Consider the following 15,626-nt stretch of genomic DNA (forward strand, 5'->3'; position numbering starts at 1 on the left):
ACAATATTCTCTATCTATGTCATTGCCGCCAAACACCCAAGCCGATGCTACACCAGCATTCCCACAATCAGATCGATCAGCTTAATGCCGACGAAAGGAGCTATCAGCCCGCCCAAGCCATACACGAACAAGTTACGCTGCAGCAGTTTAGCCGATGACATCGGCTTATAGGCGACGCCTTTGACCGCCAACGGAATTAATAACGGAATAATAATGGCATTAAAGATAAGTGCCGATAAAATGGCCGATACTGGCGAATGCAAGTCCATTATATTCAGGGCAGACATTTGCGGGATGGCAATCATAAACATTGCGGGTATAATCGCAAAATATTTCGCTACATCATTTGCAATACTGAATGTCGTCAGAGCACCGCGCGTCATTAGCAACTGCTTGCCGATAGACACCACTTCAATAACCTTCGTCGGATCAGAGTCGAGATCAACCATGTTCGCAGCTTCCTTCGCTGCGGCCGTACCGCTGTTCATCGCAATGCCGACATCGGCTTGCGCCAGCGCAGGAGCGTCATTCGTACCGTCCCCAGTCATTGCTACAAGCTTGCCCTCCGCTTGCTCCTTGCGAATAAGCGCCAGCTTATCTTCCGGCTTGCTCTCCGCGATGAAGTCATCGACACCAGCTTCCCGCGCAATCGTCGCCGCCGTCAACGGGTTATCCCCTGTACACATCACGGTACGGATGCCCATGCGGCGAAGCTGCTCGAACCGCTCCCGCATCCCGGGCTTCACCGTATCCTTCAAATAAATTAAGCCATATATGTCACGTCCTACGGCTACCGCCAGCGGCGTGCCGCCGGCAGAAGCGATCGCATTCGAATTGGCATCCAAATCCTGAGGCACAGTACCTCCTTGGGCGATAACCCAGCGTTTCACCGCATCGACAGCTCCCTTGCGCACACAGCGTCCATCCTTCAAATCCACACCGCTCATGCGCGTTTCCGCTTTGAAAGGGATGAATTCTCCTTGGACAGCAAGCTCAGCATTATACGTAATTCCTGCCTTGGATACCCAATCCACGACGGAGCGCCCTTCAGGCGTTTCATCATGATGGGAGGCAACTGCCGCCCATTCAGACAAGGTATTCACACTCACGCCTTGAACCGGAATGAGCTCATGAGCCAAACGATTACCGAACGTAATGGTTCCTGTCTTATCCAAAATAATCGTATGAATATCCCCGCACGCTTCAACCGCCTTGCCTGATGTTGCAATGACATTAAAGCGGGTTACGCGATCCATACCAGCGATCCCGATAGCGGACAGCAAGCCGCCAATCGTGGTTGGAATCAAGCAGACCAGCAGGGCAATCAGTACCCCGGCATTCAATTCAACCTGCAAATAGTTACTGAATATAGGCAGCGTAACGACAACGACCAAAAAGATAAGCGTCAAGCTGACAAGCACGGTATGAAGTGCAAGCTCATTTGGTGTCTTCTTGCGCTGTGCGCCCTCTACAAGCGAAATCATCCGATCCAGGAACGATTCTCCAGGGTCGCTTGTAATTCGAACACGAATCTCATCACTGATCACTTTCGTTCCGGCCGTTACAGAGCAGAAATCCCCGCCTGCTTCTTTCAATACAGGAGCAGATTCTCCCGTAATCGCCGATTCATCAACAGAGGCCAATCCAGAGATTACCTCACCATCTCCAGGAATTGTTTCCCCTTCGCGAACAATTACGACATCTCCCTTGCGCAGCTCGGATGAGGATACGCGAACCGTACCTGCTTCCGTAATTTTATTAGCCCATAAATCCCGCTTCGCTTGCTTCAAGGAATCTGCCTGTGCCTTGCCCCGACCCTCTGCAAGAGCCTCAGCAAAGTTGGCGAACCACACTGTAATGAACAAAATGAAGCTGACTGTGCCGTTGAACCAACGCGGCATTGGCGAGCCAAATGCATCTGGTGCGAATGTAAGCAGCAGCGTAATGACGAAGCCTACCTCGCAAATGAACATCATTGGATTTTTAACCATCTGACTCGGATCAAACTTTCGCAGCGCATCAATCGAGGCTGCCCGCATTAAGCTGCCTTCGAACATGCTCCGTTCCTTCGTATCTGTAGTATGTCTGCGCGCCGGTTCATATGGTGCGGGTGTTTTCATCTGTTTTTCCGTTCTCATTTTCCGTTCCCCCTTATTTCCACAACGTCAGATGTTCTGCGACCGGTCCAAGCACGACTGCCGGGAAGAACGTCAGAGCACCTACAATAAGCACTGTGCCGACAAATACGATACCGAACAGCGCCGTATTCGTTTGGAACGTACCGCTTGTATTCGGAATCGGCTGCTTCTTCGCCATCGAACCGGCTACTGCCAGCAGAGTAATGAGCGATACATAGCGCCCTAAGAACATGACGATCCCTGTGGAAATGTTCCAAAATGGTGTTGCGTCGCCCAACCCTTCAAAGCCGGAACCATTGTTCGCAGCCGAGGACGTAAACTCATACAACGCCTGAGACAATCCATGGAACCCTGGATTGGACAGCGTATCCGCCTGTGTAGCAACTGCAATCGCAGTCGGTACAAGAATCAGGATCGGATGCACCAGCAAAGTAACTGCCAGCAGCTTCATTTCCCGGCTTTCCAGCTTGCGTCCCAGAAACTCAGGTGTTCGTCCGACCATGAGACCGGATAGGAATACGGCAATCATAACGTACAGCAGCACATTCATAAAGCCTGCACCAACACCGCCAAATACGGTGTTCAGCATCATATTCGCCATCGGGATCAAGCCGCCAAGCGGTGTCAGCGTATCATGCATATTATTGACGCCGCCCGTCTCTGATGCAGTCGTAACGACCGAATATAGCGAGGATTGAGCAACGCCAATGCGTACTTCTTTCCCTTCCATGCTGCCAGGTCCGCTTAATCCCGCAGCGTTCAATACCGGATTCCCCATATATTCCGCCGTAAGAGAGGAACTAAGCATAATTAGGAACAGGATCGCCATCGAGACGAATAGAACTCGTCCTTCCTTCTTGTTGCCGACCATACGGCTGTAGGTAAATGGAAGTCCTGTACACAGCATTAGCATGAGTAAAATATGAATTAAATTCGTCACACCATTCGGATTCTCAAATGGATGAGCAGAGTTCGCTCCAAAGTGGCCGCCACCATTGTTGCCAAGCTCCTTAATCGACATCATAGCTCCTACAGGGCCAAGCGGAATGTGCTGCTCTGCTCCTTCAACAGTTACTGCACTTTCCATTGGACTTAAGGATTGCGGTACCCCATTCCAGATGAACAGCACACTGGCAACGATCGCAATTGGCAGGAAAATACGCGTAATCGAACGTACAAGGTCTGCCAAGAAATTGCCGAGCGGTTTGCCAGTCAAACCGCGAATAATCGCCATCACTGCCGCAAGAGCTGTAGCAGGAGACGTGAACATTAAGAAAATAATGCCCATCATTTGCGACAGCAGGGACAGCCCACTTTCACCGCTGTAGTGCTGCAAGTTCGTATTCGCCATGAAGCTGATCGCCGTATTGAATGCCACTCCCGGTTCCATGCCCGGAATCCCATTCGGATTAAGCGGCAATACCCCTTGAAGGCGGAATATTGCATATGTCACCACAATCATCAGCACGTTGGTGGCAACTGCCGTAAAGGCGTATGCCTTCCAGCTTTGCGATTTGTCCTTAATGCCGAAACATGTAAATAAAAATCGATCTATCGGCCCAAATACAGAGTCCAGCGGTCTTGGAGCTCCGCTATTATCAAACACCCCTGCCATATATATTCCGATCGGACGCGCTATCGCCAAGGCAAGCAATAAGGTAATTCCAATGGCGATCCATTCGATTGCACTCATCGTTCCGTTCCACCCTTCTCTAATGTACAAATATCAACAATGATTCTGCCTAAACTAAAATCGTTCCGGCTTGACTAAGGCATATAACAAGTAAATGAACAAAGCCGTAATCAAGGTGAATAAGACGATCATCATGAGCGATCACCTCGTTCTTCCACTTCCGCCTTGCACCAATGGAGAATTCCCAATACGCTCAGTCCAAGCAGCGCGATAAGAATCATCATGACTGCATCAAACATTGTCCCTTCCTCCTCCTGAATAAGGTTCTCATCTTACAGGCAATGCTGCCGCGATCCCGTTCTTATCAAGCCTTATTGGCTCAATAAGAACGCGCAGGCAACACAAAAAGCCACACGGAAAGAGGGACCCTTTCCGTGTGGCTTCACTCACGCATTGTCAAATAAACGTACGCGTAATTGTTCCACGACGAAATAAAGGCTGCCTCCTTGGACGCTTACGAGGTTAGCTGACGGATTCGGGCGCGAAGAGTCGCCCTACCAGCCAGGAACGGATTCCTGTGCCGGATTCACCCCTTGCGCGAACTGTAAATGTACAGTTGGCGCACGAACGTTGGTTCCCCCGTTCCCATGAATGGGATTCAGCGGTGAGCATTGCCTATATGGATAAATTAGATGATATCAGATAGTAAAAATGATACTTGATCCGATTGCGTATAAATGACGTAATTCGCACCAAGCAATCGGTAAATCGACTGCGGATGATGACGCTTCGTTACGATTGTGATCGGCTCCGTCGTCCATTGTCGGCATATTTGAAGCAGCCGGCAGGATAGTGCAAAGCTTTGTTCAAATACATAGATTCGGCCAATTGGAACATGAGGCACAGCCCACGCCTTCGGCTCCGTCGTATTGATTCGACATACCGGAGTAACTCCAATACCTTCCAATCGCTTCGCCAACCGTCCATTATGGGCGATACCCGCTATCGAATATCCTGCTCCTTTCAATTGGCGTATAAAGTCAATTCCCATCTCACAGCCTGCGAACACTGCAATGACCCGGTCCGCATCGTACATATCCATTTCCTCCTGTTCATCTGTCCGAAGCCCTGCTTGCAAGAAAGAGGTACGTCGCCATCTGATCAGGCGCGCCTCTCCCGTACGCTTACGAGGTTAGCTGACGGATTCGGGCGCGAAGAGTCGCCCTACCAGCCAGGAATCGATTCCTGTACCGGATTCACCCCATGCGAACGTTGGCTGCTGACGATTACTCAGCTCTGCATTCGCTTTATTGGTTCCCCCGCTTCCGCTTTCTGCGCAATTCAGCGATTGAGACGCAACGGATATCGTTGTTGTTGCTGAACTGAATCTTACGCCTTTCCCCCTCCTGCTGTAAATGAAATGAAAACCATAATTTCTCCATTTCCAAGCAATTGTGATGAACTAATCCCATCTTATCTCTCATTACAGCCTTATTACCTCGCAATTTCTCCACTTTGCTTGTACGGCGATGATTTCATGAGAAAAACAAAGAAATTTAAATAAATACCCGTATGTAAACGCTTTGCTTGACAATTCATTTCAAAATCATGGATTGGCATCTATTTACAATCTTTGTGCCAAAAGGTAGGATACGCAATACGATCGAATGGCTTTCCCATTGCCGTCGGTACAGACAGATTCAATGCATATGTGTAGCGCTTCAATACAAATACAGGAGGATGGACAGAATGTCATACGCAGAGCTTGGCGAGTCCCAAAAATACAAGCTTACAGAACAATGGAAAATTTGGAACGACCTGCATGGCGAACAGCTATTCCAGCCGCAAGATACACAAATTTATATATCTGACGAGCTTGTTTTTGTTCGAATGAAGCCCGCTCAGCTCCATGCCGACTACATGCCTAGCAGGATCAATAAGCACTTACTCCAACGGGCGCAGCGCGCCTTTTCCCAGTGGGAGCAGCAGCAGCGCGGCATCATGTGGGAATCAATTATTCCCCGCGCCCTGGGAGTTCATATTGCACGCATGTGGCTTTCCATGCCTTTGCAAGGAGGTTCTACGTTGGATGTCATTCAGCTTGAGGTGCGGCCAAAATAAGAGATCGTTACAATTAGGGAGATGTTGAAAACAGCGAAATTCGCAATTCAAAAGGGGATGCCATCACCGAAGACTTTATGTCATAAAACACAAAAAACAGCCCTCCTCTTGCTTCGCAAGCGTCAGACTGTCTTTGATCCTATACTTGATTGGAATATATCAGGTGATGGCCATCTTCGAACCCCTTGGCAAACCCGGCTTCGAAGCCATCTCGATACGCAGTTGCTTCAGCTCCCTTATAAATGTTCGAATGCGTCTTCTTTGTCAGCTTAGATTTTCGGTGTCGAATACGTTGCTTCAGTCCCGACAATTGTCTATCCGTTTGTCGGATTTTCCGTATCCGCTTCATTTTATCCAATCGTGTTCTCCCCCTTTCTGCCGCCATTCAACTGCTGCTTAACGGACTCATTTATAACAGATGCAAATGAATTTCTGGAGCTGCCATAATGGGGAGCCCTTCCTCAAGGGCTTCCTTGTCGATCTCGGTACGCTCCACTACTTTCTCAGTCAATTCCCAGCGCGTTAAAGCATGCTCACTCATGAATTCCCTGTATAGATCCCCTTGTCGTTGATAATACCTTCCGGATTCTGTAGTAAACACACTGCCCTCCGCGATTCCCCCATCTTCTGTATGTGATTCCTTCCATTTCTTCGTCACGCTTTCCGCGTCTACCGTTGATCCTGTCGGCCATCCCCTCAGATCAACCTGACTTACGCTTACGATCGGGATGGTTAGGTTCCCTTCAACCGGATGCTTGGTACCCTGTTCAATCCAATAGACAGTCTCTGACAATCCCGCCACAGCCACATGAGTCGGATAGAATGTCTGGCAGCGTTCACCGTTTTGTTTGCCATAACGTTCACGAACACGATGCATCCAATTATAAGGGTTCCGCCACTTTTTCTGGAACAGACTTGCATAATTATCATTTGTGGATTGAGATTGATCCCCAGATGCAGTTGTCCCTTTACTGACAACCTGATATATGCATGTATCCTGAGCGACGACTAGCTTCCGACCACTAAGCCTGATTCGGACATTGTAATCCTCGACCTCATAATATACATGACCATAGCCCTCGTCAAAATAACCAGTCTCTTCAAATAAGCTACGACGGAACAATAAACAACCGCTTTCCAAATGATCAGCACTGTTCCATTTACTAGGATCCAAAACAGGGCTAGTGGATTCTGAATGATAGTGATGCAAATTTTCCATCTGTTCATCGGTATCCGCAAGCTGCTGCTTCTCATCCAGAACGTACGTCACTGGGCCAACCATTCCAATCTCAAGATCACTATTCAGACATGCCAGCATATTCGTCAGCCAATTGGATGTAACGAACGTGTCTGGGTTCAAAATACATATCGACGTGCCTTTTGACATCATCAATCCTGTATTCACAGCACCAGCAAATCCTCTAACTTTCTCATGAATATAAAACCGAAATTGTCCGGATTTCTTATTCAAAAAAGCAGATGTACCATCCGTAGACGCATTGTCAACGACGATAATCTCATAAGGCACTTCCGTATAGGCGCGTATGCTGTCTACACACTGTTCAAGAACATCCACCTGATTGTAAGTAGGTATGATTATACTCGTACCCTCAAACTGCTCACCATACTTCTCCTGTCCAGCTTGAAGACCTTCTATATATCCGAGCGAATAGCCGTATTCATAACGTTCAGTCAGCCTTTCACCCTTGCGCTTTCCTAGTAAATGGCGAGCTATTCGCTGGCCTTGAGCCTTTGTCTGCCGAGATGTTCGCGGCAACGGTCGGCGTTTTTTGAACATATCTTTCGGCCCCTTTTTCTATCGTTTTACCAATTGTCACTCTTGTTCGTTGAAGGCAGCCGCTGCTTGCTTGAACCAAAAACTAGCGGCTTTCTAAATACGCATTAGAGCGCACTCGCTCACACCATGCTTGATTCGATACATACCATGCAACCGTCTGGCGCATCCCCTGTTCAAGCTCAATTTGGGGACGCCAGCCTAATTCTCGCTCACTCTTACTAGGGTCAATAGCATACCTCTTGTCATGTCCTGGACGATCCGAAGTAAACGTAATAAGAGATTCCGGCTTATTAAGCACTTGAAGGATCATCCTCACGACATCCAGATTCGTCCGTTCATTATGACCACCTATGTTGTATACCTCACCGACTTTGCCCACTCGCAAAGCAAAATCAATCGCAGTGCAATGATCTGTCACATGCAGCCAATCCCGTACATTTGATCCGTCTCCATAGATAGGAATCGGCTCGTCATGCAATGCCCGCAAAATAATAGTCGGAATCAGCTTCTCCGGAAATTGCCGCGGTCCATAGTTGTTCGAGCAGCGTGTAATAACAACAGGCAGTCCATACGTCTGCCCATACGCGCGGGCAAGCAAATCGGAGCCGGCCTTGGATGCGGAGTAGGGGCTATTAGGTGCAAGTGGCGACTCTTCCGTGAAACACCCGGTATCCTCAAGCGATCCATACACTTCATCTGTGGAGACATGGATAAACTTCGAGACTCCGTGCCGTTTGGCAGCCTCCAGCAGTTGAAACGTCCCCCATACATTCGTTCGAACAAACGCCTCTGGATCAGCTATACTTCGGTCAACATGGGATTCTGCCGCAAAATGCACAACCGCATCGTAAGCCGTTTCAGCGAAAATACGCTCCAGTTGCACGTGATTTGTAATGTCTGCCTTAACGAACCGATAGCGCTCAGAAGACGACACCTCTTCCAAGTTATCAGGATTGCCTGCATACGTCAGAGCGTCCAGATTCGTAATGCGTAAGTTGCTATATTGGGACAGCATGTAGAGGATAAAATTGCTCCCGATAAATCCCATGCCGCCTGTTACCAGCACATGCGTCATAACTGCACCTCCCATAGCTGCTGAGATGCCTCAGACAAGGAATCAAATGTCCCCGCATCGATCCACCATTTCTCCAGCAAATTGTAATGCAGCTTGCCAGCTTGGGCGTAACAGTTGTTCACGTCTGTAATTTCCAGTTCTCCTCTGGTAGAAGGAGCGATCGACCGAATGTGCTCAAATACATGAGTGTCATACATGTAAATGCCGGTTACACAATAAGAGGAAGCAGGGACTTTCGGCTTCTCAACGATTCTTACAATGCGATCCTGGCGCTCCTTATCGAAAATCGGTACGCCATATCGATGCGGATCCTTGACCTTCTTAAGCAAAATACGCGCTTCCCCAAGATCCTGATTGCGATATTCGTCTACATAAGGCGTTAAATTATCCAAAAATAAATTGTCTCCTAACAAGACAACGAATTTTTCATCTGGCGGAAGATAGGGCTCTGCTAGCGACAGCGCCTGTGCAATGCCTCCTGCCTCTTCTTGAACTGCATACGTAATATTGACCCCCATGGATTGTCCGCTTCCGTAATATTCGGTATATAGCGCAGCTGACGTTTTGCCGATGACCATGAAAATATCCGTGATACCCGCTGAGCGAAGACGCTCAATCGCATAACTGACCATAGGATGCTTCCCAACGGGTATTAAGTGCTTATTGATCAGCTTCGTCAATGGATAGAGGCGTGTCCCCGTGCCTCCAGCCAAAATGATGCCCTTCATTACATACACCCTCCCTGAGTGGAACATATAGAAATGAGCTCTCACGTCATAGATTTTACTCATCGCTCGTGTTCAATTGTGACATGTGCGGAAAGTCCATTATATGTGGGAACAATTTGTCATGTGAGTAGATGTTGGTTGGCAAGGATAGAACGCAACCGCCAGCTGCCACAGATGAAGCTGACGGTTCCGGTAAGCTGGGAATATGGGAGTATCACACTCCGTTACTCCTACCCAATTGCTATCCAAGACACCAATCCATTCGGATGTGGGCTAATGCGTGTTCGCATAATTTCGATAATAGCGTGATCAGTGGATTGGGATTTCATTACGGCGTAACATGCAGAATGATTCGTCATCGCTACCAGTACATAATTCTCATTTTGATAGGGCTCATCAAATGAAATACGCAATTCGATCATCTCATCAAGATCTCGGAATGAAAATGGCACCGTGCCAAATTGCTGCAGAGCGGCAGTATGAGTCGATGAGGCTCGAATTGGTGTAAATGCACAATGTTCTGTTGTGATTACGCCAGGAGTGATATCCGCTGAGCCAATTAACGGTTGCTCAGATATTTTGGAATCCCACGTTTCGGATAACATAAGAAACAGTTCCTCATCCAAATGCTCGACACTTATTACTCCCGACGCCAGATGATCACGCTCAATCGACTGTGCTTGAATATGCGATCCACTGACTGCATGCGGAGCAATATGGTGCTGTTGAACCGATTCTACTGCTAGATGATGCGGATGCACGGCTCCCTCTGACAGATGATTCGGGTGCACGGCTCCCTCTGCTAGATGATGCGGGTGCACGGATCCTTCCGCCAGATGTTGCGGATGCACGGATCCTTCGGCCAAATGATTCGGATGCACGGATCCCTCTGACAGATGATGCGGATGCACAGCTCCTTCAGCCAAATGATTCGGATGCACGGATCCCTCTGACAGATGATTCGGGTGCACGGCTCCCTCTGACAGATGATGCGGATGCACGGATCCTTCGGCCAAATGACTCGGATGCACGGCTCCCTCTGCTAGATGATGCGGGTGCACGGCTCCTTCAGCCAGATGTTGCGGATGCACGGATCCTTCGGCCAAATGATTCGGATGCACGGCTCCCTCTGACAGATGATTCGGATGCACGGCTCCTTCAGCCAGATGTTGCGGATGCACGGATCCCTCTGCTAGATGATGCGGGTGCACGGCTCCCTCTGACAGATGATGAGGATGCACAGCTCCTTCAGCCAAATGACTCGGATGCACGGCTCCCTCTGCTAGATGATGCTGTTGCACGGCTCCCTCTGACAGATGTTGCGGATGCACGGCTCCCTCTGCTAGATGATGCTGTTGCACGGATCCCTCTGACAGATGTTGCGGATGCACGGCTCCCTCTGCTAGATGTTGCTGTTGCACGGCTCCCTCTGACAGATGATGCGGGTGCACGGATCCTTCGGCCAGATGTTGCGGATGCACGGCTCCCTCTGCTAGATGTTGCTGTTGCAACGCCCCTTCAGCCAGATGTTGCGGATGCACGGCTCCCTCTGCTAGATGATGCTGTTGCACGGATCCTTCGGCCAGATGTTGCGGATGCACGGCTCCCTCTGCTAGATGATGCTGTTGCAACGCTCCTTCGGCCAGATGATGCGGGTGCACGGCCCCCTCTGCTAGATGATGCGGGTGCACGGCTCCCTCTGCTAGATGATGCTGTTGCACGGATCCCTCTGCTAGATGATGCTGTTGCACGGATCCTTCGGCCAGATGTTGCGGATGCACGGCTTCCTCTGACAGATGATGCGGATGCACGGCTCCTTCAGCCAGATGTTGCGGATGCACGGCTCCTTCAGCCAGATGTTGCGGATGCACGGCTCCTTCAGCCAGATGTTGCGGATGCACGGCTCCTTCAGCCAGATGTTGCGGATGCACGGCTCCTTCAACCAGATGTTGCGGATGCACGGTTTCCTCTGACAGATGTTGCGGATGCACGGCTCCTTCAGCCAGATGTTGCGGATGTACGGTTCCTTCGGCCAAATGACTCGGATGCACGGCTCCCTCTGCCAAATGATTCGGCTGCACGGATCCTTCGGCCAGATGTTGCGGATGCACGGCTCCTTCAGCCAGATGTTGCGGATGCACGGCTCCCTCTGCTAGATGATGCTGTTGCACGGATCCTTCGGCCAGATGATGCGGGTGCACGGCTTCCTCTGACAGATGATACGGTTGCACGACTCCCTCTGCTAGATGATGCGGGTGCACGGCTCCCTCTGACAGATGATGCGGGTACACTGCCTCTTCCGCTAGATGATTCGGATGCACGGCTCCTTCCGCTAGATGACTCGGTTGCACGGCCTCTGCTGCTAAATGAACGGAAGCAACACTGCCATTGGCTAATTTGTCAGAGGTAACGCTCATATTCGCCAGTTTGCTTGAGGTAACCGCCATATCGGCAAGCTTTTCGCTTGATACACTCTCTGGTGATAGCTTCAGCGATGTGATTACATGGTCAGACAAGTGATGAGAATAGATCGAGGATGAGCTTATGTGCCTGTCGCGCACTGCATGTGTAGCGAGCTTTTCACTCGTCACTGTCTCTTGCTTCAGCATCGCCGAGTCTATCGACTCGGAACGGATATGTTCGGAGCCAATTGCTCCTGAAGTAATGTGTTCACCCTTAATCGAATACAACTCTATTTCCTGAGTCCCTACAGCGCCTGAACTAATATGGCGAGATTGAATACTATTGTCGGCTAGTGCCTCTGAGGTGACACTCTGATCCGCAAGCTTATGCCGGGTTACAGCATCATCAGCAAGCTGCAAAGTGGTGACACTATGAACAGCCAATTTGCTCGTGGTCACAGCTTCATTGGCAAGGTGTACCGAAGATACAGCATTCGCATCAATATGTCTTCCTTGTACCGCCCCGTGTGCAATGTTCTGCTTATTAACAGCTCCATCCTGCAAATGCCGATTCGCAATGCTGTCCTGTTCAATATGCTCCCCGCTAATTGACTCTTCCTGAATATGAGACGTTCCAACTGCCATTGGCGCAATCTGTTGGTAGCCCACTGCATACTTGGCAATATGACGGGTTTGAATCATGTCGTCGGCAATTTTTTGCGAGGTGATGCTTTGATCCGCGATTTTGGAGGAGGTGACAGCTTGATCAATCAATTTCACAGTTGCAACAGATTGATCGGATAGTTTATCCGTCGTGACCGCTTGTTCGTGCAAATGCCAGCTATGGATTTCGCCCTCACGCACATGCTTCTGATGAACCGCCTTCTGCTGCAAATGGTCAGATTGAACAGCATCTGCTGCAAGATGTATTGCATGAATGGATTGAGATTGAAGATGCTGGCTGCTTATCGACTCCGTTGCAAGATGCGAACCGTCAATTTGGCCGGAGCCAACATGCCGACTTTCTACTGCACGCTCGGCAATGACACGACCGAGTATGATTTCGTTGGCTAGATGATCGCTTGTAATACTTGAGGGGGCTATTTTCCCGCTCGTAATGGAATGATCACGCAGCTTGGAGGCCGTTACGGCATCATCACGCAATTTAGAGGTGTCTACAACTTCATTGGCTAAGCTTTCCGTCTGAATAGCGCCGCTGCGAATCTTCTCCGCAGTTATGGATTGATCCTGAAGCAATTCATTCGAAATGATCAGTTCACTTAAATGCTTCGTTTGAATTGAGCCCTCTGCTAATTTATTGGAATCAATCGTCTTATCGGCAAGCTTCTCGGATGTAATACTGCCGTCTTTAATTTTGCCTCCTGTAATTGAACGATCCCTGATTTTGCTCCCTGATATCGCATTGCGGGCAATATGCTCCCCTATTATCGCCTCAGGTGCAATTTTCCCGCCTGTAATTGCTTCATCAGCAATCTTGATTGAGGTAACGGCAAAATCCTTCAACGCTTCTGAGTCTATGCTCTCGCGTTTGATCTTAGTTCCACTTATCGAGTATGTGGCCAGCTTTTCATTGGTAACTGCCTCATCCACAATATCATCGGTATATATAATCGCTTTTGGCCGGAAAATGCTTCTCTTCTCGAACAGTTGTCTTTCCTTCTCTGCCTGCAACGCTTCAGCATCTTCTGTTCGAACTGTTCCATCGCTAACGGTTTCTTCAGGTAAAACGGAGTTGTCCTGTGAGCTAGACGCGGTCGAGACAGCATCTACTTCTTCATTAGCAACGGTTCCCCTGATTGGCTTGGAAGATTTCTTAGATTTTTTCTTATCGGAATGGCCGCTTGATTTTGAAAGCCTGTTAACAGATTGCTTCGTTATCGAATCATCTGAACCTGTATGATTTGGATCAACAGTTCCTACAGTATCAGTAATGCGCGTCGCCTGTATGTCCTGCTTGCTTTGCCCGATGGATGAAGCAAGCGTTGATGTTGCGGCGCTTCTGCTTGCCTGAACGTCAAAGGAGATAACCTTGCTCGAGTCCCCTCCTTCTACAGCAGTTCGTGTTCCTTGTACAGAATCATCAGGTGCAATCCATGCTTCCTGAATTTGTGCTTCTTTGACCTGATTTTGACTGAATTGCTGCGCCGCCGCAAATGAAGTAATCGCCGCTTTATTTGACTGTACTGCACTTTTCGATTTCGATAAACGATCCAGCATCTTCAGCTCCGATTTATTCGGATTATCTACATAATACGAAGTCCTTTTTCCTTTTTGGGACGAGCTTCCTTTCTTCTTTTTCAATCTGCGCACTCTCCTTTCCGATGGGCTTCTACCTACACCTACCCCATCATATGCACCTAACCGGCTCCCCGACACTCGCCTAAGCGTGAATCTCTATTCATCGACAAGGGTGTATCCTTGTTAGCCATCCCAGCATCCATTCATTCCTCTTAATCTGTATGAAGCAGGCTTCGAATCCAATTATTGAAGTTTCTTCTATACTCGTCCAAGCCACAGCTAAAGGACATGCATACGATGCAATACCCGCCGCCGGCTGGCTGCTTATCGCATGTTTCCTTAAGGAGGTAAGGCTATGTCCGACAATCGAATCGGAATATTGTTCAGTGCACGAATGCTGCGTGAATTTATCAGTGGCAAATTGAAATTCGAATCCACTTATTTATATGAAGAGGCAGCACGACAGTACGGACTCGTTCCTTGCTTCTTCCGAATTGAGGATGTTCATCTTCGCCAAATGGAAGTAGACGCCTATGTAAAGGGCCCCTCCGGCTATGTTCGCTGCCGCATGCCAGTGCCATCGGTCATTCATAACCGTGCTATTTATAAGCGCTCGTTCTTACATGCACGAGTCCGTTCCTTGGTTCAAGCAAATATTATCTTGTTCAATGAGGTCAATCGCTATAGAAAAATAAGCATTTACAACCTGCTGCGGACAGATCCTCTGCTCGTTACTCATTTGCCTAAGACGTTGGTGGCTACCTCGTCTGCCATCTCTGACTTCATGACACGCTATGGAGCGCTCATCTTGAAGCCTGACAACAGCAGCGTAGGCCTTGGGCTCACCAAAACGGAAAGAACGAGCAAGGGATGGAGAACGACTTACATGCTGCGGACATCAGCAGGACGAGCACGCTGGAGAACCGTAGATTTGCCGGCAGGTGAGCTGCCTGCTGCTGTAAAGCGCGATATGTTGAAAAAAGTCTATTTGGTTCAGCAATTGCTGCCGCTTGCTCGTTACAAGGGCAGACCCTTCGATCTGCGCGTATCCGTACAGAGAGATGGGTCTAAGCAGTGGCAGATTACAGGGATCATCGGTAAGGTCGCACCTCCCTATACGTTCGTTACGAATGCTGCACGAGGAGGGACCACCTATAGATTTGAACAGTTAGCTGCATCTTCATTTCCTCATCTTGCAATAGATGTCCTTCGGGATCGCATATGCCGCTTTTCTCTGCGTATTGCTTCCCGTTTGTCTAAATCGCTTCCTCAATTGGCTGACCTCGGGCTTGATATCGGCTTATCTCCCGAGGGTTTGCCTTTATTTATCGAATGTAACGGAAAAGATCAACGTTACGGCTTTCGTGAGGCACATTTACTTGATTGCTGGAAAGCAACATATGCAAATCCGATTGCTTATGGCGCGGCTTTATTGCACCAAATTAAGGGGTAATCGCTCGTTATTACCTTCG

11 protein-coding genes and 2 riboswitches are annotated in these 15,626 nt (G+C 49.0%); of the genes, 2 read left to right on the plus strand and 9 right to left on the minus strand.

Annotated elements, in window-relative coordinates:
• Positions 1-47 precede the first annotated feature (47 nt).
• From kdpB to ACQ5BJ_RS21580, 4 genes are all read right to left on the minus strand, one after another.
• Entirely contained in the window at positions 48-2,057 is a 2,010-nt protein-coding gene (gene kdpB, locus ACQ5BJ_RS21565) for a potassium-transporting ATPase subunit KdpB (protein WP_430112443.1), read from the minus strand.
• A 94-nt stretch (positions 2,058-2,151) separates the two neighbouring features.
• Complete coding sequence (gene kdpA / locus ACQ5BJ_RS21570) at positions 2,152-3,831, minus strand: potassium-transporting ATPase subunit KdpA (protein ID WP_430112316.1); 1,680 nt, start codon at positions 3,829-3,831, stop codon at positions 2,152-2,154.
• Positions 3,832-3,885: 54 nt separating this feature from the next.
• On the minus strand, positions 3,886-3,966 hold the full coding sequence (gene kdpF, locus ACQ5BJ_RS21575; protein WP_065291998.1) for a K(+)-transporting ATPase subunit F: 81 nt from the start codon (positions 3,964-3,966) through the stop codon (positions 3,886-3,888).
• 301 nt (positions 3,967-4,267) lie between these two features.
• A riboswitch (cyclic di-AMP (ydaO/yuaA leader) is annotated at positions 4,268-4,445 on the minus strand.
• A gap of 14 nt (positions 4,446-4,459) precedes the next feature.
• Positions 4,460-4,867: a hypothetical protein gene (locus ACQ5BJ_RS21580; protein ID WP_005547154.1), complete on the minus strand. Its 408-nt coding sequence runs from the start codon at positions 4,865-4,867 to the stop codon at positions 4,460-4,462.
• 70 nt (positions 4,868-4,937) lie between these two features.
• A riboswitch (cyclic di-AMP (ydaO/yuaA leader) is annotated at positions 4,938-5,128 on the minus strand.
• A 392-nt stretch (positions 5,129-5,520) separates the two neighbouring features.
• Here ACQ5BJ_RS21580 and ACQ5BJ_RS21585 point away from each other — a divergent pair.
• Entirely contained in the window at positions 5,521-5,892 is a 372-nt protein-coding gene (locus ACQ5BJ_RS21585; RefSeq protein ID WP_005547152.1) for a hypothetical protein, read from the plus strand.
• Between the two features lie 139 nt (positions 5,893-6,031).
• Here ACQ5BJ_RS21585 and ACQ5BJ_RS21590 read toward each other — a convergent pair whose 3' ends face one another.
• The 5 genes from ACQ5BJ_RS21590 to ACQ5BJ_RS21610 all read right to left on the minus strand — a co-directional run bounded on the left by ACQ5BJ_RS21590 (position 6,032) and on the right by ACQ5BJ_RS21610 (position 14,217).
• On the minus strand, positions 6,032-6,250 hold the full coding sequence (locus ACQ5BJ_RS21590) for a hypothetical protein (RefSeq protein ID WP_005547150.1): 219 nt from the start codon (positions 6,248-6,250) through the stop codon (positions 6,032-6,034).
• Between the two features lie 51 nt (positions 6,251-6,301).
• Complete coding sequence (locus tag ACQ5BJ_RS21595; protein WP_005547149.1) at positions 6,302-7,690, minus strand: glycosyltransferase family 2 protein; 1,389 nt, start codon at positions 7,688-7,690, stop codon at positions 6,302-6,304.
• Positions 7,691-7,772: 82 nt separating this feature from the next.
• Positions 7,773-8,765, minus strand: coding sequence for a dTDP-glucose 4,6-dehydratase (gene rfbB / locus ACQ5BJ_RS21600; RefSeq protein ID WP_005547147.1), 993 nt, complete (start codon positions 8,763-8,765; stop codon positions 7,773-7,775).
• Positions 8,762-9,493, minus strand: a complete 732-nt coding sequence (locus tag ACQ5BJ_RS21605) for a sugar phosphate nucleotidyltransferase (RefSeq protein WP_005547145.1) — start codon at positions 9,491-9,493, stop codon at positions 8,762-8,764. The genes rfbB and ACQ5BJ_RS21605 overlap by 4 nt, the downstream gene beginning before the upstream one ends.
• Before the next feature lie 230 nt (positions 9,494-9,723).
• Positions 9,724-14,217: a WIAG-tail domain gene (locus ACQ5BJ_RS21610; RefSeq protein ID WP_430112320.1), complete on the minus strand. Its 4,494-nt coding sequence runs from the start codon at positions 14,215-14,217 to the stop codon at positions 9,724-9,726.
• Positions 14,218-14,509: 292 nt separating this feature from the next.
• Here ACQ5BJ_RS21610 and ACQ5BJ_RS21615 point away from each other — a divergent pair, with 292 nt between their 5' ends.
• Complete coding sequence (locus ACQ5BJ_RS21615) at positions 14,510-15,607, plus strand: YheC/YheD family protein (RefSeq protein ID WP_430112322.1); 1,098 nt, start codon at positions 14,510-14,512, stop codon at positions 15,605-15,607.
• The last annotated feature ends 19 nt before the right edge of the window (positions 15,608-15,626 follow it).

It is taken from the genome of Paenibacillus sp. B1-35 (assembly GCF_050474385.1).
GTDB lineage: Bacteria > Bacillota > Bacilli > Paenibacillales > Paenibacillaceae > Paenibacillus_B > Paenibacillus_B alvei.